19 protein-coding genes are annotated in these 22,085 nt (G+C 60.2%); 16 read left to right on the top strand and 3 right to left on the bottom strand.

Annotation, left to right across the window (positions count from 1 at the left end):
- The first annotated feature begins 60 nt into the window (after nt 1-60).
- From ACYPYQ_RS11620 to ACYPYQ_RS11565, 12 genes are all read left to right on the top strand, one after another.
- Complete coding sequence (locus tag ACYPYQ_RS11620; protein WP_459724007.1) at nt 61-1,176, top strand: sugar phosphate nucleotidyltransferase; 1,116 nt, start codon at nt 61-63, stop codon at nt 1,174-1,176.
- On the top strand, nt 1,177-2,517 hold the full coding sequence (gene xseA, locus ACYPYQ_RS11615) for an exodeoxyribonuclease VII large subunit (protein ID WP_459724006.1): 1,341 nt from the start codon (nt 1,177-1,179) through the stop codon (nt 2,515-2,517). It abuts the gene before it with no gap.
- Between the two features lie 41 nt (nt 2,518-2,558).
- Nucleotides 2,559-4,208, top strand: a complete 1,650-nt coding sequence (locus tag ACYPYQ_RS11610; RefSeq protein ID WP_459724005.1) for a glycosyltransferase family 39 protein — start codon at nt 2,559-2,561, stop codon at nt 4,206-4,208.
- Nucleotides 4,205-4,576 carry an EamA family transporter gene (locus ACYPYQ_RS11605; RefSeq protein WP_459724004.1) on the top strand — a complete coding sequence of 124 codons (372 nt, stop codon included), beginning with the start codon at nt 4,205-4,207 and terminating at the stop codon, nt 4,574-4,576. The genes ACYPYQ_RS11610 and ACYPYQ_RS11605 overlap by 4 nt, the downstream gene beginning before the upstream one ends.
- A 2-nt stretch (nt 4,577-4,578) precedes the next feature.
- Nucleotides 4,579-5,703, top strand: a complete 1,125-nt coding sequence (locus ACYPYQ_RS11600) for a DegT/DnrJ/EryC1/StrS family aminotransferase (RefSeq protein WP_459724003.1) — start codon at nt 4,579-4,581, stop codon at nt 5,701-5,703.
- A 35-nt stretch (nt 5,704-5,738) separates the two neighbouring features.
- The gene (locus tag ACYPYQ_RS11595) at nt 5,739-6,749 is read left to right on the top strand and encodes a glycosyltransferase (RefSeq protein WP_459724002.1); all 1,011 of its coding nucleotides are present in this window, start codon (nt 5,739-5,741) and stop codon (nt 6,747-6,749) included.
- Nucleotides 6,746-7,663 carry a formyltransferase gene (locus tag ACYPYQ_RS11590; RefSeq protein ID WP_459724001.1) on the top strand — a complete coding sequence of 306 codons (918 nt, stop codon included), beginning with the start codon at nt 6,746-6,748 and terminating at the stop codon, nt 7,661-7,663. The genes ACYPYQ_RS11595 and ACYPYQ_RS11590 overlap by 4 nt, the downstream gene beginning before the upstream one ends.
- A gap of 10 nt (nt 7,664-7,673) precedes the next feature.
- Entirely contained in the window at nt 7,674-8,717 is a 1,044-nt protein-coding gene (locus ACYPYQ_RS11585) for a bifunctional UDP-4-keto-pentose/UDP-xylose synthase (protein ID WP_459724000.1), read from the top strand.
- Between the two features lie 72 nt (nt 8,718-8,789).
- Nucleotides 8,790-9,686 (top strand): polysaccharide deacetylase family protein, encoded by an 897-nt coding sequence (locus ACYPYQ_RS11580; protein ID WP_459723999.1) that lies wholly within the window; start codon nt 8,790-8,792, stop codon nt 9,684-9,686.
- A 55-nt stretch (nt 9,687-9,741) separates the two neighbouring features.
- On the top strand, nt 9,742-10,590 hold the full coding sequence (locus ACYPYQ_RS11575) for an HDOD domain-containing protein (protein WP_459723998.1): 849 nt from the start codon (nt 9,742-9,744) through the stop codon (nt 10,588-10,590).
- A gap of 183 nt (nt 10,591-10,773) precedes the next feature.
- Nucleotides 10,774-12,765, top strand: a complete 1,992-nt coding sequence (locus tag ACYPYQ_RS11570) for an HD domain-containing phosphohydrolase (RefSeq protein ID WP_459723997.1) — start codon at nt 10,774-10,776, stop codon at nt 12,763-12,765.
- A complete protein-coding gene (locus ACYPYQ_RS11565) occupies nt 12,749-13,204 on the top strand; it encodes a bacteriohemerythrin (RefSeq protein WP_459723996.1) in 456 nt (151 codons plus the stop codon). The genes ACYPYQ_RS11570 and ACYPYQ_RS11565 overlap by 17 nt, the downstream gene beginning before the upstream one ends.
- Here ACYPYQ_RS11565 and miaA read toward each other — a convergent pair.
- From miaA to mutL, 3 genes are all read right to left on the bottom strand, one after another.
- Nucleotides 13,191-14,138, bottom strand: a complete 948-nt coding sequence (gene miaA, locus ACYPYQ_RS11560; protein WP_459723995.1) for a tRNA (adenosine(37)-N6)-dimethylallyltransferase MiaA — start codon at nt 14,136-14,138, stop codon at nt 13,191-13,193. The genes ACYPYQ_RS11565 and miaA overlap by 14 nt on opposite strands.
- Nucleotides 14,139-14,154: 16 nt before the next feature.
- A complete protein-coding gene (aroG, locus tag ACYPYQ_RS11555) occupies nt 14,155-15,222 on the bottom strand; it encodes a 3-deoxy-7-phosphoheptulonate synthase AroG (RefSeq protein WP_459723994.1) in 1,068 nt (355 codons plus the stop codon).
- A gap of 90 nt (nt 15,223-15,312) precedes the next feature.
- A complete protein-coding gene (gene mutL / locus ACYPYQ_RS11550; protein WP_459723993.1) occupies nt 15,313-17,112 on the bottom strand; it encodes a DNA mismatch repair endonuclease MutL in 1,800 nt (599 codons plus the stop codon).
- A gap of 124 nt (nt 17,113-17,236) precedes the next feature.
- On the opposite strand from mutL, the gene ACYPYQ_RS11545 reads away from it, so the two are divergent.
- From ACYPYQ_RS11545 to ACYPYQ_RS11530, 4 genes are read left to right on the top strand one after another with little or no spacing between them, the layout of a single operon-like run.
- Complete coding sequence (locus ACYPYQ_RS11545) at nt 17,237-19,516, top strand: TonB-dependent receptor (protein ID WP_459723992.1); 2,280 nt, start codon at nt 17,237-17,239, stop codon at nt 19,514-19,516.
- 8 nt (nt 19,517-19,524) lie between these two features.
- Nucleotides 19,525-20,400: a hypothetical protein gene (locus ACYPYQ_RS11540; protein WP_459723991.1), complete on the top strand. Its 876-nt coding sequence runs from the start codon at nt 19,525-19,527 to the stop codon at nt 20,398-20,400.
- On the top strand, nt 20,393-21,442 hold the full coding sequence (locus ACYPYQ_RS11535) for a 4Fe-4S binding protein (protein WP_459723990.1): 1,050 nt from the start codon (nt 20,393-20,395) through the stop codon (nt 21,440-21,442). Before ACYPYQ_RS11540 ends, ACYPYQ_RS11535 begins: the two co-directional genes overlap by 8 nt.
- Nucleotides 21,435-22,082, top strand: a complete 648-nt coding sequence (locus ACYPYQ_RS11530; protein ID WP_459723989.1) for an urease accessory protein UreH domain-containing protein — start codon at nt 21,435-21,437, stop codon at nt 22,080-22,082. Before ACYPYQ_RS11535 ends, ACYPYQ_RS11530 begins: the two co-directional genes overlap by 8 nt.
- Nucleotides 22,083-22,085 lie beyond the last annotated feature (3 nt).

Here is a 22,085-nt window from a genome sequence, read left to right as displayed (position 1 = left end):
GCGGGTCTTTTGTTTTAACAGTGTAGAATCGCAGGCCAAGGAATCAGGGAGGACTGAGTAGTGGAAAAGATCAAAGGCATGATCCTGGCAGCCGGGCAGGGGACGCGCGTCAGGCCGCTGACGCAAGACTTGCCCAAGCCGATGATCCCCATCCTCGGCAAACCCGTCATGGAATATCTGGTCGACCATCTGGCACGTTACGGCGTGAAAGAGATCATGGTCAACGTCGCCTACAAACACTGGAAGATCGAGAATTACTTCGGTAATGGCAGCACCTGGGGGGTCGACATCGGCTATTCCTTCGAAGGTGTCTATGAATACGGCGAGATCACGCCGAAATCGCTGGGCTCCGCCGGTGGCATGCGCAAGATCCAGGATTTCGGCGGTTTCTTCGATACCACCACGATAGTCTTGTGCGGTGATGCGCTGATCGACCTCGACATCGGCGCGGCCGTGTGGGAGCACAAGACCAAGAAGGCGATGGCCAGCGTGGTCACGCTGGAAGTGCCGAATTCCGAGGTCGGCAACTACGGAGTGGTCGAGACCGACGAGGATGGACGCATCATCGCGTTCCAGGAAAAACCCAAGCCTGAAGAAGCACGTTCCAATTTCGCCAGTACCGGCATCTATATCTTTGAACCGGAAGTGATAGACCTGATTCCGTCCGGGCAGGTGTTCGACATCGGCAGTCAGTTGTTCCCCATGCTGGCCGAGAAGGGCATGCCGTTCTATGCGCAGAAGCGCCATTTCAACTGGATCGACATCGGGCATATCGCCGACTACTGGAGCGTGCTGCAGCGTGTGCTGCGGGGCGAGGTCGCCCACATGCAGATGCCGGGCAAAGAGATCAAGCCAGGCGTCTGGGTCGGCATCAATACCTGTATCGACTGGGACAAGGTGAAGATCGAAGGTCCGGTCTATATCGATTCCGGCGTATGCATCGAAGAGGGTGCGGAGATCATCGGGCCGACCTGGATCACACGCGGTTCGCACATCTGTGCGCATGCCAAGGTCATCCGCAGCATCCTGCTGGAATACACCCGCATCAGCCACGACATGGTGTTCGAGGAGACCATCGTCTCGCCGAAATACTGTGTCGAACACCGTACCGGCTCGACCTGGTACATCGGCGACGACCGCACCCCGCTGCGCTGGGGTGATGCACGCGGCCGGTAAATGATATTCCCGAGCGACAGCGTACTATCCGTACGTGAACTGAACCTGGCCACCAAGCGCCTGATCGAGGGCGGCCTGCCGCTGGTGTGGGTGCGTGGCGAGATATCCAATTTCGTCGCGGCCTCTTCCGGCCACTGGTATTTCTCGCTCAAGGACGAACAGGCACAGGTGCGCTGCGTGATGTTCCGCCACAAACAACAGTATCTGGATTTTCGTCCAACGAACGGCATGCTGGTCGAGGTGCACGCCCTGGCCACGCTGTATGAAGCGCGCGGTGAGTTCCAGTTGACGCTGGAGCGCATGCGTCCGGCCGGGCAGGGCGCGCTGTACGAGGCGTTCGAACGGCTGAAGGAGAAGTTGTCGGAAGAAGGGCTGTTCGATGCCGCGCGCAAACGTGAATTGCCCGCATTCCCGCGCCAGATCGGTATCGTCACCTCTCCCCAGGCGGCAGCCTTGCGCGATGCCTTGCGCACCTTGTCCAACCGCATGCCCAGTGTACCGGTCGTGCTGTACCCGACCCCGGTGCAGGGCGAGGGTGCGGCTCGCAAGATCGCGCAGGCGATCCACGCCGCCAACGAGCGCGCCGAGTGCGACGTGCTCATCGTCTGTCGCGGCGGCGGCAGCATCGAAGATCTATGGTCGTTCAACGAGGAGGTGGTGGCGCGCGCCATCGCCGCCAGCGAGATCCCGGTCATCAGCGGTGTCGGCCATGAGACGGATTTCACCATCGCCGACTTCGTAGCCGACCTGCGCGCCGCCACGCCGACTGCCGCTGCGCAGGCTGCCGTCCCTGACCGGCAATCCTTGCTGCACGAACTGGGCCAGCAGGGGCAACAGTTATCTCAGGCACTGATGCGACAGATCGAGCGTCGCATGCAGCAGATGGACTATCTGCAGCGCAGACTCGTGCACCCGGCGCAACGCATACAACTGCAGACGGATCGATTGGCTGCCTTGCGCCACCGCATGTATCTGTCACAAGGAAACTTGATGCAACAGCGGGCATGGCACTTGCGTTCGCTGATGCAGCGCCTCGGCGTGCTTGTCCCGGATGTCACGGGATCGCAGCATCAACTATCCACCACTTCGCGACGCATGCAGGCCGCCGTGACGCGGCAGATGGAACGCCACGCGGACAGATTGCTGGCGCTGCGGCAACATCTCCAGCTACTCGATCCGAACCGGGTGCTGGCGCGCGGCTATAGTCTGGTGCGCGATGCGCAGGGTGGCATCGTGTCCGACAGCCGTCGGGTCAGCGCCGGTGATGTACTGGACATCACCTTTGCGCAAGGGGGCGCACGCGTTCAGGTGCAGGAAACCGCAGAGCCGAAAGCGGTTTAGGATAAAATCCGCGCTCGCTTCCCCAAACAAAATTGCCCAAGATGAACCTTCCCTTTTCACAACGCACATTGTGGCTGTTGCTGCTGGCACTGGTCGTCATCTGGTTCGGCAATCTTGAATACCGCAAGCTGATCAAGCCGGATGAGGGGCGTTACGCCGAGATCCCGCGCGAGATGGTGGCGAGCGGCGATTGGGTCACACCGCATCTGAACGATTTCAAATATTTCGAGAAACCCCCCTTGCAGTATTGGGCCACGGCAGTCGCCTACGAAGTGTTCGGCGAACACCAATGGAGCTCGCGCCTGTGGACGGCGCTGACGGGTTTCCTTGGCATCCTGCTCACCGGTTTCGTCGGTATGCGCCTGTTCGGCAGGACGGCGGGGCTATATGCCGCACTGATCCTCGGTAGCAGCACGCTCTATGTGCTGATGGCGCACGTGAACACGCTGGACATGGGTGTGACCTTCTTCATCACGCTCGGCATCTTCTCGCTGTTGCTGGCACAGCATGAACAAGCTATCCCATTCAGGCGTAACTGGATGATGCTGGCCTGGGCGGCGATGGCATTAGCGGTATTGAGCAAGGGACTGATGGGCCTGATCCTGCCCGGCGCTGCGCTGTTCCTGTATTCGCTGTTCAACCGGGATGTGTCGGTCTGGCTGCGCATGCACTGGATCAGCGGCTTGCTCGCATTCTTCGCAGTCGCCGCGCCCTGGTTCGTGCTGGTGATACAGGCCAATCCCGAGTTCTTCCAGTTCTTCTTCATCCATGAACATTTCGAGCGCTTCCTGACCAAGGTGCATGCCCGTTACCAGCCCTGGCATTATTTCGTGCCGATATTGCTGTTCGGCATGCTGCCCTGGACGCTGCTGATGTTCGATACCGTACTGCGCACCTGGCGCGACAGCGCATCCCAGGCACGGCACTTCAGCGCCGAACGCTTCCTGCTGGTATGGGCAGTGTTCGTGTATGTGTTCTTCTCGCTCTCCAGTTCCAAGCTTCCGTCCTACCTGCTGCCGATGTTCCCGGCTCTGGCATTGTTGATGGGAAAACAGCTTGCGACGATGTCCACACGCCGCTTGTTCTGGCTGATCGCACCGGTGCTGCCGGTATTGCTGGTCTTGCTGTTCGGACTGGGGCCGCTGGTCGACCAGCAATCCGAGAATCCGGTACAGCATGAGATGTATTCCGCCTACGCCGAATGGCTGACGGTCGCGGCCGCGATCTGGCTGGTGGGGACGGCTTCCGCGCTGTACGGTATACGCCGCGAAAAAGTGGCGCTCGGGCTGACGATGCTCGCGCTGGCTTCACTGCTCGCGGCGCAGATCGGCATCACCGGCTACAACACCATCGCGCGCGAACGCTCTGGCTACCCCATCGCCGAGGCGATCGCCGCACAGATCAAACCGGAGGTGCCTTTCTATTCGATCCGGAACTATGAACAGACGCTTCCGTTCTATCTGAAGCGCACCTTCATCCTGGTCGACTTCAAGGACGAGATGGCGTTCGGCATCGGGCAGGAACCGCACAAGTGGATACCCGATCTCGCCACGTTTGCGCAGCGCTGGCTCGATGACAGGGAAGCCTATGCGATCATGCCGCTGGGCGTGTTGCCCGAACTGGAGAGGAAAGGCCTGCCCATGAAAGAGATCTACCGTGACCATCAGCTCGTGGTGGTGATCAAGTCATGAGCCTGCTCAATTTCAGCCTGATCTTCATCGGCGTGATGCTGAACGCCGCCGCCCAGATCCTGATGAAGGCGGGCACCAACGCTATTGGTCATTTCGAGTTCAGCCTGGCCAATGTCATTCCCGTCGGCTGGAAGCTGGCGACCGAGTGGCACATCGTCACCGCGCTGTTCTGCTACGGCATCAGCGTGGTGGTGTGGATACTCGCGCTGTCGCGGGTGCCGGTCAGCATCGCCTTCCCCATGCTGTCCATGGCGTATGTGGTAAACGCCGTTGCGGCGAAATATCTGCTGGGCGAGGATTTCAACGTCACCAAGCTGGTCGGCATGGGGGTGATCATCATCGGCGTCATCATCATCTCGAGAGCGTGAACATGTCCGAATTCCTGCCTTTCACCCGCCCCTATATCGATGAAGCCGCCATCGCCGCCGTCGGCGACGTGCTGCGCTCCGGCTGGATAACCTCCGGCCCCAAGGTGCAGGCCTTCGAGAAGGTGCTGTCCGAATACTTCGGCGGGCGTCCGGTGCGCACCTTCAATTCCGGCACCTGCACCATGGAGATCGCCTTGCGCATCGCTGGCATCGGCCCCGGCGACGAAGTCATCACCACGCCCATCTCCTGGGTCGCAACCGCCAATGTCATACTCGAAGTCGGCGCCACGCCGGTGTTCGCGGACATCGACCCCATCACGCGCAACATCGACCTCGATAAAGTCGAGGCGGCCATCACACCGAAGACCCGCGCCATCATCCCGGTCGACCTTTCCGGCCTGCCGGTGGACAGAGACCGGCTGTATGCCATCGCGGCGAAGCACAAGCTGCGCGTGGTGGAGGATGCCGCGCAGGCGCTGGGTTCGCAGTGGAACGGCAAGCGCATCGGGAGCTTCGGGGATTTCGTGTCGTTCAGCTTCCAGGCCAACAAGAACCTCACCACCACCGAGGGCGGCTGTCTGGTGTTGAACGACGGGGACGAAGCGCGCCTGGCCGAGAAATACAGATTGCAGGGCGTCACGCGTACGGGCTTTGACGGCATGGAGGTGGACGTGCTGGGCGGCAAATACAACATGACCGACGTCGCCGCCGTGATCGGTCTCCACCAGTTGCCGCAACTGGAAGCGATTACCGAGCGCCGCCATGCGCTCGCGAAACATTACTTCGATACCTTCGGCGCAGACTTCGAGAAACAGGCTGGCACCCAACTGCCAGTCAAGGATTTCGCCAACACCAACTGGCACATGTTCGAGATCGTACTGCCGGAAGGCGTGAAACGCAGCGACTTCATGGCGAAGATGAAAGAGCAGCACAATATCGGCTGCGGCGTGCATTACCCGCCCATCCACCTGTTCCAGATGTACCGACAGCGCGGCTTCAGGGAAGGCATGTTCCCCGTGGCCGAGAGCGTGGGGCGACGCATCGTCACCCTGCCGTTGTTCCCGCGCATGAGCGAGGCCGATGTGGCACGAGTTGCCGCTGCCGTCCGTGCCTCACTGTCGATTTAGTGCAATTCCCCCCGCTGCGGTAGAATGCCGCCCCTATGAGCGCTATCCAACTTTCGGTCGTCATTCCCGTCTATAACGAAGAGCAGGGGCTGCAAGCCTTGTTCGACCGGCTCTATCCCGCGCTGGACAAGCTGGCGATACCGTATGAGGTCATCTTCGTCAATGACGGCAGCCGCGACCGCTCCGCTGCCATCCTGCGCGAACAGTTCCAGAAACGCCCCGATGTGACCCGCGTGGTGCTGTTCAACGGCAACTTCGGCCAGCACATGGCCATCATGGCCGGCTTCGAACAGAGCAAGGGCGCGCGCGTGGTGACACTTGATGCCGACCTGCAGAATCCGCCGGAAGATACCCACCTGCTGCTGGCCAAGATGGATGAGGGGCACGATTACGTCGGTTCCATCCGCCGCCAGCGCAACGATAGCTGGTGGCGCCATGTCGCATCAAGGGCCATGAACGGTTTGCGCGAGAAGATCACACGCATCAAGATGACCGACCAGGGCTGCATGTTCCGCGCCTACGACCGCAACATCATCGACGCTATCAACAGCTGCAAGGAAGTCAGCACCTTCATCCCTGCGCTGGCCTACAGCTTTGCGCGCAATCCGGCAGAAGTGGTGGTGGGGCACGAAGAGCGTGCGGCGGGCGAGTCCAAGTATTCGATGTACAGCCTGATCCGCCTCAATTTCGACCTGATGACCGGCTTCTCGCTGGTGCCGCTGCAATGGTTCTCGATGGCAGGCATGCTGATCTCTCTGGGATCCGGAGCGTTCTTCGTCTTCCTGCTGGTGCGTCGCCTCATCATCGGTCCCGAGGCGGAAGGGCTGTTCACCCTTTTCGCGCTGATGTTCTTCCTGATCGGTATCGCGCTGTTCGGCATCGGCCTGCTGGGCGAATACATCGGCCGTATCTACCAGCAGGTGCGCCACAGGCCACGCTATCTGGTGGAAGCCGTATTGGAGAAGACAGAAGAGAAACCCAGGCGCACACGCAAACCCAAGACAGGTTCGACACCGAGCGACCTGTTCGCGGACGGCGAAGAATGAGTCGAGCGGTCGTCTTCGCGTATCACAACGTCGGCTTCCGTTGCCTGAATGTGCTGCTTGCGCACGGCGTTGAGGTCGTGCTGGTGGTAACGCACCGCAACAATCCGAACGAGAACATCTGGTTCGACAGCGTGCAGAATCTGGCCGAATTGCATGGCATCCCGACCATCACGCCGGACAATCCGAACACGCCGGAAGTGATCGCGCAGATCAAGGCTTTGCAGCCGGATTTCTATTTCTCCTTCTACTACCGCGAGATGCTGAAGCCGGAACTGCTGGCGATCCCCTCGCGTGGGGCCTTGAACATGCATGGTTCCTTGCTGCCGAAATACCGCGGCCGGGTGCCGGTGAACTGGGCCATCATCCACGGCGAGACAGAGACCGGTGCCACACTGCACTACATGACCGAGAAGCCGGACAACGGCGACATCGTGGCGCAGCAGGCCGTGCCCATCCTGCCCGACGATACGGCGCACGAGGTGTTCCTGAAGGTGACGGTCGCGGCCGAGATGGCCTTGAACAGCGTGCTGCCGGCCTTGCTGGCCGGAAAAGCGCCGCGCACCAAACAGGATCTATCCAAAGGCGGCTATTTCGGCGGCCGCAAACCGCAGGACGGCGAAATCGACTGGGCACAGAGTGCCCAAAACATTCATAATCTCGTCCGCGCCGTGGCTCCGCCGTATCCGGGTGCGACTACGACACTGCTGAGCAAGCCCATGCGCATCCTGCAGACCTTGATGGTGCAGGGCGCTACAAGCGGGAAAGCGGCGTTCTATGTGCGTGATGGCAAGGCCTACGCGCGATGCGGCTCAGGAATGCTGCGCGTAGTGCGTTTCGAGCTGGACGGCAGCGAGATGACTGCGCAAGATTTCGCCGAGAAATTCGGCACCGAAGAATTTGAATTCAATCGTTGAGGCTATAAAAATGAAGAAAGTCCTGATCCTGGGTGTGAACGGTTTCATCGGTCACCATCTGTCCAATCGTATCCTTGAGACCACCGACTGGGAAGTCTACGGCATGGACATGAGCACCGACCGTATCTCCGACCTGATCGGCAAGCCGCGCTTCCATTTCTTCGAGGGCGACATTACCATCAACAAGGAATGGGTGGAATACCACGTCAAGAAGTGCGACGTGATCCTGCCGCTGGTCGCCATCGCCACCCCGGCTACCTACGTGAAGCAGCCGCTGCGTGTGTTCGAACTGGACTTTGAAGCCAACCTGCCCATCGTGCGTGCGGCCGTGAAGTACAACAAGCACTTGGTGTTCCCGTCCACTTCCGAGGTCTACGGCATGTGCCACGACGAGGAATTCGATCCGGACAATTCCGAGCTGATCTGCGGCCCGATCAACAAGCCGCGCTGGATCTACTCCAACTCCAAGCAGCTCATGGACCGCGTGATCTGGGGCTACGGCATGCAGGACAACTTGAACTTCACGCTGTTCCGTCCGTTCAACTGGATCGGTGCCGGCCTGGACTCCATCAATACGCCGAAAGAAGGCAGCTCGCGCGTCGTGACCCAGTTCCTCGGCCATATCATCCGCGGCAACAACATCAGCCTGGTCGACGGTGGCCACCAGAAACGCGCCTTCACCTACATCGACGACGGCATCGACGCGCTGATGAAGATCATCGAGAACAAGAACGGTGTGGCAACCGGCAAGATATACAACATCGGCAACCCGTCCAATAACTACGCGATCCGCGACCTGGCCGACATGATGTTGAAGCTGGCCGCCGAGTATCCGGAATACGCCGAGTCCGCCAAGAAGGTGAAGATCGTCGAGACCACCTCCGATGCCTACTACGGCAAGGGCTACCAGGACGTGCAGAACCGCGTGCCCAAGATCACCAACACCTGTGAAGAACTGGGCTGGAAGCCGACCACCACCATGGCCGACACCCTGCGCAAGATCTACGATGCCTATCGTACGCAGATCGCCGAAGCAAGGGGCTTGGTCGACTAAAAGCAGGATTTGGGAAGCGGGATTTTGGAATTAGGTAACCAGAATCCTGAATCCCGTATCCAATATCCCAGAATGAAACAGATCGCTCTCAAGATCGACGTCGATACCTATCGTGGTACGCGAGAAGGCGTGCCGCGTCTGGTCGAAGCATTGCAACGGCATCACGCGCAAGCCACTTTCTTCTTCTCACTGGGCCCGGACCATACCGGGCGCGCCATCAAGCGCGTGTTCCGCCCCGGCTTCATGAAGAAAGTCTCGCGCACTTCGGTGCTCGAACATTATGGCTTCAAGACATTGATGTATGGCACCCTGTTGCCCGGGCCGGACATCGGCAAGAAATGCGGCGACATCATGCGCGCGGTGCTCGATGCCGGTTTCGAGGTCGGCATCCATTGCTACGATCACATACGCTGGCAGGACCATGTGGCCGGCAAGGATGCCGCATGGACGGAACGCGAGGTGCAACGTGCAGTGGATCGTTATACCGAGATATTTGGCGAGCCACCGAAAGCCCATGCCGCCGCGGGCTGGCAGACCAACCGCTACGCCTTGCGCCAGACACAGCGTCTGGGCTTGGACTACAGTTCCGATACGCGTGGCACCCATCCTTTCATCCCGACATGGGATGCCGAGATCATCGCCTGCCCGCAGCTGCCGACCACCTTGCCCACGCTGGATGAATTGGTAGGTCGCGACGGTATCTCGCTGGACAGCGTCGCGGACCACCTGCTGGGTCTGACCCGCACACCGTCGGCAACCGGGCATGTCTACACCCTGCACGCCGAACTCGAGGGCCAGAGGTGGATGCCGATATTCGAGCAACTGCTGCAGGGCTGGCAAGGACAGGGCTATGAACTGGTGTCCATGCGCCAATACCTGCAGGGGCTGGATCTCGCAGCGCTGCCGCGTCACGAGGTGAGAATGGGCTGTATCGAAGGGCGCAGCGGCACGCTGGCGATACAAAGCTAAAGAAACGCATCGAATTGTCGTAAACTTCACTGCAAGCGTACCCAGGGGAGGGAACATGCCAGAGCAGAAAACCGACAAACTAGGTGCCAGGATCGCATTCCTGACGCAGGCCGACATTCCCGTCCTCAAACAGACCGCGCGCGAACTCGACACATTGCGCGAGGACGTCAACAAACTCAGTGCACGTAACGTGGCCAACGCCATCTCGGCCGATCCGATGCTGACCGTCAAACTGTTGCGCTACCTGCAGCAGCACAAACGCCGCAGCCAGACCAGCGAAGTCGTGCAGATCGAGCAGGCGCTGTTGATGCTTGGGGTCGAGACTTTCTACAACAAGGTGCCGCCCGCGCCGCTGGTGCAGGACGCCCTGAAAGGCCAGACGGAAGCGCTGGTGCATCTGCTCCATGTGGTACATCGCTCGCACCGCGCAGCCGAATACGCGTTCGACTGGGCGGTCCGGTTGAACGACCTGCATTACGAAGAGGTGCGCATCGCCGCATTGCTGCACGATCTGGCCGAGATGCTGATGTGGATATATGCCCCTGCCGAGATGCTCAAGATCAGGACCATGCAGAAACAGGACAAGACCCTGCGCAGCAAGGCAGCGCAGGAGCAGGTGTTCGGCTTCAATCTGCATGACCTGCAGAAATCACTGGTCAAGGAATGGAACCTGCCCCAGTTGCTGCTGACCCTGATGGACGACGAGAACGCGAGCAAGATCCGCGTGCGCAACGTGGTGCTGGCCGTCAACCTCGCGCGCCATTCCGCCAACGGCTGGGACGATGCTGCCTTGCCCGACGACTACAAGGAACTGGGCGAACTGTTGCGCATCCCGGCCACCGATGCGATGGCGCTGGTCACTCCGGACGAAGGAAATGCCTGCGATCTGGGCAAACCACACTGACCTCCATGATCAAGCCGGACCTCCGCCTCCGGCAGTAGATGTTATGGCGGCAATGTTGCAGGGGATCTGATGCGATGAGTATCGTTCTCGGCAAGCTGCTAAGGCTTCCCAACGCTCTGCCGTGCCCAGACACTGCAGAACACTTGCTGTGCCACTTTCCTGTCCATTCTTTCGGGATTCGTCATGAATGATGAGATCCTGACAGCGCGTACCGAGCTGGAGTCCGCCCGACGCACCATCGCAGAATTGCAGACGCAGCTCGCTGCACTGCGCGAACCTCATGCCGTCCAGCAGGACGCCCTGGAGCTGGCCCTCAAACAGATCGAGCAGGTACGGCAGGAATGGATGGCTGCTCTGGATGCCATCGACGACCCCGTGTTCGTGCACGACAAGGAATTCCGTATCCTGCGCGCGAACCGTGCCTATCAGCAGCGCGCCGGATCACCGTTCAAGGGATTCATCGGGCGTCCTTATTACGAAGTGTTCCCGAAATCGCCCGGCCCCTTGCCCGGCTGTCTGCACGCACTCGAAGCGGGGGCGGACGGCGAGGAAGAGGAGGTCATCAACGGGGATCGTACCTACCGCTCGCGTGCCTTCCCTGTGCATGACGCGAAAGGTGAGTACTTGTACAGCGTGCACACCATGGAGGATGTGACCGAGCGCAAGCACATGGAGGACAGATTGCGCGAGAACTGGGAATTGTTGCTGGCCTTCATCGCGCATTCTCCGATCTACACCTTCATCAAGGAAGTCCGCCCTGCCGAAAGCAAAGTGTTGGCTGCCAGCGAGAACTTTTCTGAGATGATCGGCATCCCCGGTCACGAGATGACCGGCAAGACCATGCAGGAACTGTTTCCGCCCGAGTTCGCGAAGAAGATGACTGCGGATGACTGGCAAACAGTCAGCAGCAACGAGGTACTGCATCTGGATGAGGCATTTAACGGCCGCAGTTATCTGACCATCAAATTCCCGATACCGCTGGGCGCAAGAACCTATCTTGCGGGCTATACCATCGATATCACCGAACGCAAACAGCACGAGGCCGCCATGCAACGCGCCAACCGCGCCTTGCGCACCATCAGCGCGGGCAACCAGGCGCTGATCCATGCGACAGATGAAGGCAGCCTTTTGCAGGAGATGTGCGAAGTCGCCGTCGAATTCGGCGGCTACCGTCTGGCATGGATAGGCTTTGCACGCGACGATGAGGACAAGACGATAGTGCAGATGGCGCAATCCGGAAGCAAGAGGGGGTGGCCGAATCCGTCGCCGCTGACATGGGACGAAGCCAGGCATGCTTCCTGTCCGGCCGGACAGTCCATCATCAGCGGATCACCAAGCATAGTGCCGGACATCCTGAACACCCAGGAACTGGAATCATGGCACGAGAATGCGCGGCAATACGGTTACGCCTCCTGTATCGCACTACCTTTGAAGGAGGGGGAGCGGACCTTCGGCACATTGGTGCTGTTCGACGAGAAGGTGGATGTCTTCGATGAGAGTGAGGTACAACTCCTGCAGGAGATGGCGGGCGACTTGGCTTTCGGCATCCTCACCCTGCGCGTCAAGGCCGCCCATCGCGAGCACGAGCAGCGTCTGCAGAACAATATGATGAAGACGGTCGAAGCCATCGCCAGCATCGTCGAGATGCGCGATCCCTACACCTACGGACACCAGCGCAGGGTCGCCGTACTGGCCGAAGCTATCGCACAGAAGATGGGCATGCCAGAGGAAGAGGGGTTGGCGATCAGGCTGGCCGGTATCGTGCACGATCTGGGCAAGATCAAGATCCCGGCCGAGATACTGAGCAAACCGGGCCGCCTGAACGAGATGGAATACAATTTCATCAAGATGCATCCGCAGGCCGGCTACGAGATCCTCAAAGAGATAGACTTCTCATGGCCGATCGCGGAGATGGTCCACCAGCATCACGAACGCATGGATGGCACGGGTTATCCGCAGGGACTTCTGGGGGAATCGATCCTGCCTGGTGCGCGCATCCTGGCCGTGGCCGATGTGATGGAAGCCATGTCTTCGCACCGGCCATACCGGCCCGGTCTGGGTATCGAGGCGGCGCTGGAGGAATTGCGGAACGGGCGCGGCACCCATTTCGACACGCAAGTGGTGGATGCCTGCACCGCATTGTTCAAGGAGGACGGCTATGAACTCCCCCAATAACCCCATGCCCTGGCGCCTGGAATGGAGTCATGAACTCAGTGTGCATATCCCGGAGATCGATGCCGAACACAGACATTTCATCGAACTCATCAATGCCCTGAACGAGGCCATTGCGGAACGCATGTCGCTGAGCGAGGTGCGCAAGCGCATGCAGGATGTCATCGATGATGCAGTGTCCCATTTCGACCACGAGGAATCACTGTTCATCGAATGGGGTTATCCCGAAGCAGAACAACATGCCCGCCAGCACGCAGCCGCAACCAAGGTCTTCACGGATGTCATGAAGCGTATCGAACGAAGCGAGATGGAGTCCGACTGGATCAAAGCTGGTCTGCAGGTCAAACAGCTACTGGTTGCGCACCTGCTGAACGAAGACATGAAGTACCGGGATTTTTGGCTCGCACAGAATGGCGCGACAGAGATTCTCAAGAAGGACTGAGGGCAACTTCCGAGGCTAACTTCGCCAGAACACTTTCAAAAAGAGACGGAGCCAGACAGTCCAGCTCGATGTTCTCCGGCATGCTTCGCAGCCAGGTGAGTTGTCGCTTGGCCAGCTGGCGCGTGGCGGCGATTCCTTTTTCCATCAACCCGGCCTCGTCGATCTCGCCTTCCAGAAACTCCCAAGCCTGCCGGTAGCCCACGCAACGCATCGAGGTCATGTCGCGATGCAAGGGATATCTGTCACGCAAACCGCGCAATTCATCCACCAGCCCTTCGCTCAGCATCTTCTCGAAACGGGAAGCGATGCGGTCATGCAGCACAGAACGGTCCGAGGGGAGGAGCGCGATAGAGAGGATGTCGTAGGGCAACGGGTCTTGTTCCTGCCGCTTGATCAGCTCCGACATCGGTTTGCCCGAAGCACGGTAGATCTCCATCGCGCGCTGCACGCGTTGCGTGTCGGTGGCATGCAACCGGGCCGCCGTCTCGGCATCGACTGCAGCCAGTCTGGCATGCAGCGCTTCGATGCCGTGCCGCGCGATCTCGTCATCCAGCTCGGCACGCAAGGTCGCATCGGCTTGCGGCAGCGGACTCAATCCCTCGCGCAAGGCCTTGTAGTACAACATGGTGCCGCCCACCAGCAACGGCACTTTGCCGCGTGAAGTGATGTCTGCCATCAGGCGCAGCGCATCCTTGCGAAACGCGGCGGCGGAGTAGGTTTGCGTCGGATCGATGATATCGATCAGATGGTGCGGTGCTCGGGCGAGCGTGGCGGCATCCGGTTTGGCTGTGCCAATGTCCATGTCGCGGAACACCAGCGCGGAATCGACGCTGATCAGTTCCACAGGCAACTGTTGTGCCAGTTCCACCGCCACGCCGGTCTTGCCGCTGGCGGTGGGCCCCATCAGGAAGATGGCGGGCGGGAGTTTACTCATCGCAGCGGGATGGCGATCAACGTTCTTCCAGTTTGATGCGGCGCTGGCGCACGCCTTCGGCCAGCATGTCCAGCACGCGCACGGTGTCGTCCCAACCTATGCAGGCATCGGTGATGGATACGCCCCTGTTCAGCGGTTTTCCGGGCTGCAGATCCTGACGGCCTTCATTCAGGTTGGATTCGATCATCACGCCACAGATGCGCTCTTCGCCGTTCGCCAGTTGCGCCGCGCAATCCTGTGCCACCTCGACCTGGCGCAGATACTCCTTGCGGCTATTGGCATGCGAGAAGTCGACCATCACGCGCGCAGGCAATCCGGCATTGGCCAGTTCCTTGCCAGCCGCATCGACGGAGGCCGCGTCATAGTTGGGCTGCTTGCCGCCGCGCAGGATCACATGGCAATCCTCGTTACCGTTGGTGGAGAAAATGGCCGTATGACCGGCCTTGGTGACCGACAGGAAATGGTGCGGGCTGGCGGCAGCCTTGATCGCATCCACCGCGATGCGCAGATTGCCGTCGGTGCCGTTCTTGAAACCGATGGGGCAGGAGATACCCGAGGCCAGTTCGCGGTGCACCTGCGATTCGGTGGTGCGCGCGCCGATGGCACCCCAGGAGATCAGGTCGGCCGTGTACTGCGGCGTGACCACATCGAGGAACTCGGTGGCACAAGGAAGACCGAACTCGTTCAGCTCCCACAACAACTTGCGCGCCAGCCGCAGCCCTTCGTTGATCTTGAAACTGCCGTCCAGATGCGGATCGTTGATCAGGCCCTTCCAGCCCACCGTGGTGCGCGGTTTCTCGAAATACACCCGCATCACGATCACCAGATCGGCGGCATGCCGTTTCGCCTCTTCCTTCAGTCTGGCGGCATATTCCATCGCCGCTTCGGTATCGTGGATGGAGCAGGGGCCGACCACCACCAGCAGGCGGTCTTCCGCACCGTGCAGGATTCGGTGGATCGCGGCACGCGCGGTGTAGATGGTTTCGGCAGCGGTATCGGTGACCGGGAATTCGCGCACCAGATGGCTGGGCGGCGTGAGCTCTTTGATCTCTTTGATGCGGACGTCGTCGACGATGTGTTTCATGGCAATAGACTGCAAGTTGTGGCAGGAAAGGTGCGCATTATGCCTGCTCTTCGGGCATTGCGGGCAGGCGCACAGTGCAACTAATGATGATTATTGGCCGCGCATGAACATCGCATCCAGCTCCGCCAACGTTACCTGGAACCAGGTCGGACGGCCGTGGTTGCACTGGTCGGCGCGCTCAGTCTGTTCCATCTCGCGCAGGATGGCGTTCATCTCCGGCAGCGAGAGTTGCTGGTTGGCGCGCACGGCGGAATGGCAGGCGAGGGTGGCCAGCAGTTCGTTGCGACGTTCGGTCAATGCTCGGGAAGCGCCGAACTCGCGCAGTTCGTGCAGCACTTCGCGCGCGGCCGCTTCGGCATGCGATTGCTTGAGCATGGCCGGCATGGCGCGCACCGCCAGCGTGTGGGTGGAGATCGGTGCGATGTCGAAACCGAGTCTGTTCAGCGCATCCTGTTCCTCTTCCACGGTGGCGATGGCAAGCGGTTCGGCCCCGAAGGTGACGGGGATCAGCAGCGGCTGGCTGGGCATCTGCTGCGCGTCGAATGCGGCCTTGAGCCGTTCGTACACGATACGTTCATGCGCGGCGTGCATATCCACCACAATCAGGCCTTGCTGGTTCTGGGCGAGGATGTAGATGCCGGAGAGCTGGCCGAGGGCGTAGCCGAGCGGATGTTCTTGTGAGGATTGAGGATCGGGGATTGAGGATTGAGAAACGCGGTGAGATTCACTGCTATCGCTTACTCGATCCTCAATCCTGGTTCCTAATGACTGACTTTGCGATTCCCAAACGCGATACGTCGCTTGTTGTTCGGCTGCGCCAAAACGCATGGGCTGCTGCTGGATCGGTGTGAACGTTGCGGCTGACTCGCGTTGTGTAGCGACGGGTGTTCCCTCCTTGTCAGACATGGTCGCACTCAACGCGTCCTGCACACCGTGGAACACGAACTGGTGGATGCCCTGGCTCTCGCGGAAGCGAACCTCGCTCTTGGCCGGGTGCACGTTCACGTCCACCTGTTCCGGCGGCATATCGAGGAACAGCACGAAGGCCGGATGGCGCTGATGGTGCAGAATGTCCTGATAGGCCTGACGCACGGCGTGCATCACCACCTTGTCGCGCACGAAGCGCCCGTTGACGAAGAAGTATTGCTCGTCGCGCGTGGAGCGGGAATAGGCAGGCAGGGCGGCGATACCATACAGATGAAGGGTGCCGATCTCGCGCTCGACGTTGACCGCGTATTGGCCGAAGGTCGTGCCGAGGATGGCGGTGATGCGCTGTGGCAGATCGTGTGCGGGCAACTGCCAGATGCTCTTGCCGTTGTGCTGCAAGGAGAACGCCACATCCGGTCGCGACAGCGCGATGCGCTTGAAGGTCTCTTCGCACCAAGCGTATTCGGTGCTCTCGCTCTTGAGGAACTTGCGCCGGGCGGGGGTGTTGAAATACAGCTCGCGCATCTCGAAGGTGGTGCCGGGGGCATGGGCGGCAGGTGCCGCTTCGCTTTGAGTGCCGTCGATCGCCTCGACCTTCCACGCATGCCCGGCGTCCGCTGTGCGGCTGGTCAACATGACCTGTGCCACTGCCGCCATGCTCGCCAGCGCCTCGCCGCGGAAACCCATGCTGGCGACACGTTGCAGATCCTCCAGCGAGGCGATCTTGCTGGTGGCGTGGCGCATCAGCGCCAGCGGCAGCTCTTCCTGCGCGATGCCCTTGCCGTTGTCGCGCACCACCAGACGCTTGATGCCGCCACTTTCCAGTTGAACTGCGATCTCGGTCGCGCCTGCATCCAGGCTGTTCTCCAGTAACTCTTTCAGCGCCGAGGCAGGACGTTCGATGACCTCGCCGGCGGCGATCTGGTTGATGAGCAGGTCGGGGAGCAGATGAATGGAAGGCATCGCCGGATTATAGCGGATAGGGGGTGCGACATTCCGCCGCGCGACATCATGTCACATTCCCGCGCACTGCTTCGCTTCCTACAATCCGCCACGTTTCTCAACAGGGATATTCAGGGAGGAAGCAGTGAATAGATGCAGCAAACAGATCGCAGCCTGTGTGATATGGGCACTTGTCGCACCGCAGGCGTCATGGGCAGAAATCAGCGCCTTGCCGGAAGTGACCGTCTCGTCCACCACCATCGACGACCGCTTCGATTCCAAGCGCGGGGAACCATCCAATGTGAACATCATCAGCGGCAAGAGTGTGGATGAGCAACACGGGACGAACATCGTCGAGGTATTGGAGTCGATACCCGGCGTGACAGCCGAGGTACAGAGCGGCGATTCGGTGAAGATCATGCTGCGTGGTGTGGAAGCACAACGTTACATGGGCGAGAAGCCGGGGGTGGCCATCGTGATCGACGGCGTGCCGGTACAGGAACGTACGGGGCGCGTGAACATCGACCTCGATAACATAGAGTCGATCAAGGTCATCAAGGGTGGCGCTTCCTACCTGTTCGGCGAGGATGCGCTGTCCGGTGCTGTGCTTATCACCACCAAGCGTGGTGCCAAGATGGCCGGGGTGACCGTGGCAGCCGAAAAGGGCAGCTTCGACTACTACAAAGGCCTGCTGCGCGCAGGCTTTGCAGAAGGCAAGTGGGTCGGACATATCCAGAAGACCAAGATGCAATCTTCCGGCTATCACGACCAGGGCGACTATGGTCGTGACTATTGGGATGGGAAATTGCAGTACATGCTGGACGAGACCAGCGACCTGACCTTCGGTTTTGAACATGCCAAGCGCAACAAGGATAGCCACGGCACGGTGACCGGAGTGACCAATGCCTGGATCGATCCGCGCAGCGTCAGTGGAGGCAAGGACTATGCACGTAAATATGATGTGACGCTGGACAAAGTGAATCTGTCGTATGCCAAGGACATGGATGGCGGCAGCAATCTTCTGGTGAACACCTATCTGTTCAAGGATCACACCTACGGCTGGCAGAACCCGAACGGTTTCCTGCGCGATGCCGCTGGGAACTTCCTGTATGGAACGGCCACTGCCAGCGACATGAAGCTTTTCAATGATGCCTACGTGAGTGGACGCGATACCCGGCAATCGCAGAGCGGGGCCAAGGCTGAATGGCGCAAAGGTGGTGAAGCAGTCGCACTCATGGGCGGTCTGGATCTGCAACGTTTCGAAGACGTCACGCTGACCAGGAACCTGGTCAACTACACCTCGCGCAACACGGCAGTCGGGGTCGCCAACCCGCTCAATCTGGTCGGTGCCATCACCGAGGACAGTGTGTCAACTTCCGACACGCGCGCACTGTATGGCGAACTCAAATGGCAACCGAGCGCCCCGGTGACCGTCACTTTCAACGCGCGTTATGACAGTATCGCTTCCGGTTTCGTCAGCAATATCCCGCTGACGGCCACGCAGATCAGCCAAGGACGGGTGACCACCGGCGACAAGACGTTCAACGTCTGGTCTGAGCGTATAGGCATGAATTACGCGTTCTCGGAAGAACGCGAGCTGTATACCAATCTCTCTACCGGATTCCGCGTACCCACCGTGTCGCAGCTCTATGGCGGCACCATCACACCCACCGGGACGGTCGCCCCCAATCCGAACCTGCAACCTGAGAAATCCTACAACGCCGAGATCGGCCTGCGCAGCAAGACCGAGATGATGGGTATCCCGCTGGATACGGATGTGGCGATCTTCCAGGTCGACCGCAAGGATTTCATCCTCAATACCGGCGGCCAGTATCAGTCGACGCCGGGCGCGACACTGACCAATGCGCTGGAGCAGTACCAGAACATCGGCGGCGTGCGGAACCGCGGACTGGAGGCCGGCATCAAGACCGATAGCCGCGAAGCATGGTCCGGCGATCTGGCGTATACCTACCTGAACGCCATCTTCACGCGCAACGACACTTACTGGATGTCCATGGGGACGCGCGGCTCCCTGCCTTCGGTGCTGTACAACAACACCGGCAACGTGGTGCCGCGCACGCCCAGGCACAAACTGAACCTGACTTCGCGCTATCGCCCCATGGACGGCTGGACCTTCACCGGCGAGATGAATGCACAGTCCGGCATCTATGCGGACGAGGTGAACATCGTCTGGGTCGGCGGACGCACCACCTACAACCTGATGGCGAACTATGAGTTAAAGGGGGACGGCAAGATGAAGTGGTCCGCCTTCGCCCGTATCGACAACCTGTTCGACCGTTATTACTACTCCACCATACGCGGCGGCTCGGACGGCGACGGCAACGGCGTGTACAACACCGAAGACATGTCCATCACCGTCAATCCCGGCCGCGTGTGGACGGTCGGCGCATCGTTGAGCTTTTAAGGATGGCCATGAAAATCCTCTATTCCATATGTCTGCTCGCGGCGTGCGCCGGGACAGCCGTTGCCGCAGAAGTGCAACACGACCACGGTGCCATGATGCATAGCCAGTCAAAGCTCTGGACGCAACTGCCGCTGCTCAAGCCGCGCATGAAAGGGCAGGACATGGCATCGCGCAGCGTCAGCATCCTGCCGCAGAACATCGCGGCGGCGGCGATCGAAGCCTGGTCCAACGATCTGCATGATGCCAACGGACATCGTCAGTTATCCATGGAGATGGGCGGCGCGCCGCTGGACAAACCCGCCACGGGCGGTTTCCAGATGCTGACCGCGCGTGAAGTGCAGGGCGATACAGTGCGCGTCGCATCCACCGTGCATTATTTCGGCGAACACGGCGGCAAGAATCCGACCGCCATGTTCGACCAGGTCAAGCACGAGCTGGAGATCGTGCCGCAGCCTTATCCGCGCGAACATTCCCGCTACCGCGCCAATGAGGACTGGCAGTTCGCCGTGCGTTTCAAAGGCCAACCGCTGGCAGGCCAGAAGGTCGTGCTGGAGACATCGAACGGCGGCCGCGCCGAATTCATGACGGATGCGGCAGGCGTAGCGAACGTACATGTGCCGGACGATTTCAACACTGAAACAGTGCAAAGCAAGGCGGGGAGCCATGGCATGCGACGCGGCGCCGATTTCGTGCTGGCCGTGTCGCATGCCGATGGCGGCCAGCAATACTTGACCGCCTTCAACAGCAGCTACGGCGAAGAAGCCTACAGCAACCGCAGCCTGACCATGGGGCTGGGCTTCATGCTGCTCGGCATGCTGGGCGCCGCACCGTTGCTGCGCAAGCGCCAGGCTGCCGCCAAGAATGAGGAGCCAAGCAATGCTTAAGAATCTATTCCCCACGCTGGCGCGTTTCCGCTTCACCGTGCAGATCATCATGCTGTTCGTCACCGTGTACGGCGGCGCATTGCTCGGCAGTTACACCGTGGATCGCATCTCCAAAGCATTGCCGTCGCTGTCCTGCGCCTACGACAAGATGACCGGCGACCACTGCATCCTCATCGTCAACCAGCACCAGTTGCACCACCGCGTCGGTGCCGCGCTGGCCAAGGCGGGCGATGTCGCGCTGAACGTGTTCATCCCCACGTTGATGTCGGTAGGCGTGTTCTTCCTGTTCTTTTTCTTTTTGAACAAGGCGTTCTGCGGCTGGGTCTGTCCGCTGGGCACGGTGCAGGAATTGCTCTACAAGATCGGTCGCCGCATCGGCCGTCCGCTCAATCGTTTCAAGCAGGAGAACGTCGGCAAAGTACGTCCGGTCAAGTGGTTCATGTTGCTGGTGCTGGTGCTGGGTCTGCCGACACTGGCGGGCATGGGCACCGTCGCCAACGAACTGGGCGACCCGTTCTGCCAGGTCTGTCCCTCGCGCATCGCCACCACCTTGTTGACCGCCGATACCGAACAGCTCGCCGTGCGCACCGGCACGGGCATCAACTTCTTCCTCGGCGCGCTGGGCAATGCCCTGTTCGGCTTCATCATCATAGCCGCACTGGCGGTGCGTCAGCCGTTCTGCCGCATCTGCCCGCTGCTGTCGTGGAACGCGCTGTTCCAGAAACTGTCACCGATGCGTTTGGTTAAAAAGGACGCGCATGACAAATGCGCCAAGTGCGGCGTGTGCGAAAAAGCCTGCCCGATGGACATCCACGAGATCGGTACCTCGTTCGGCAGCAAAGCCTTCCACGAAGACTGCACGCTGTGCGGACGCTGCGCGGAATATTGTCCGGACGACGATGTGATCCAGCTCAAGTTCTTCGGCTTCAAACTGTTCGGCTCCTCGCGCGACTATTACAAGGCGCGCGTGAAGTTCGAAACGCCGGAAGGCCAACCGAAGAAACGCGTGATCCCCATCCTGCGCGCCAAAGAAAATGGATGAGTGGCAACTGTCGCAGCAGACCACGCTGTTCACCGTGTGGCTGCTCGGTGCCTCGCTGGGCCTGACCGCCTGCACCGCCACCTGCCTGCCGTTCATGGGTACCTGGATATTGGGACGCGGCGGCAGTCAGATGCAGGCGCTGCGCGATACCAGCCTGTTCGTCAGCGGCCGCATCCTGGCTTACACGATGCTGGGGGCGCTGGCGGCAGCGGCGGGCAGTTGGCTGTCGCAGGCGATGAAAGGTGGTAGCGGCAATCTGTTCATCGGCGCCGCGTCCATCGCCGCCGGGCTGTGGCTGTTGCGCACCGGCAAGACGCATGCGCCGTGCGGGGTGTCCAAGCGGGTGGGCAGTACACCGCCTTTGTTGCTCGGCTTCTCGCTCAGCCTTACGCCGTGCGCACCACTGGCATCCTTGCTCGCCGTGTGTGCGGCGGCAGGCAGCGTGCAACTGGGCATGGCCAACGGCGTGATGTTCGGATTGGGTGCGGCGCTGACACCGCTGCTGATACTATTGCCGCTGATCAGCCTGCTGGGCAAACAGTTGCGCGAGAACCGCGACTGGCTGACGCGCTGGATACGCTGGGGCGCGGCGGCGGTGCTGATCGTGCTGGGATTGCGCCGCATCCTTCTCTTCCTTTGAACC

It is taken from the genome of Sideroxyarcus sp. TK5 (assembly GCF_054601595.1).
This window is presented reverse-complemented; position numbering and strand designations above follow the sequence as displayed.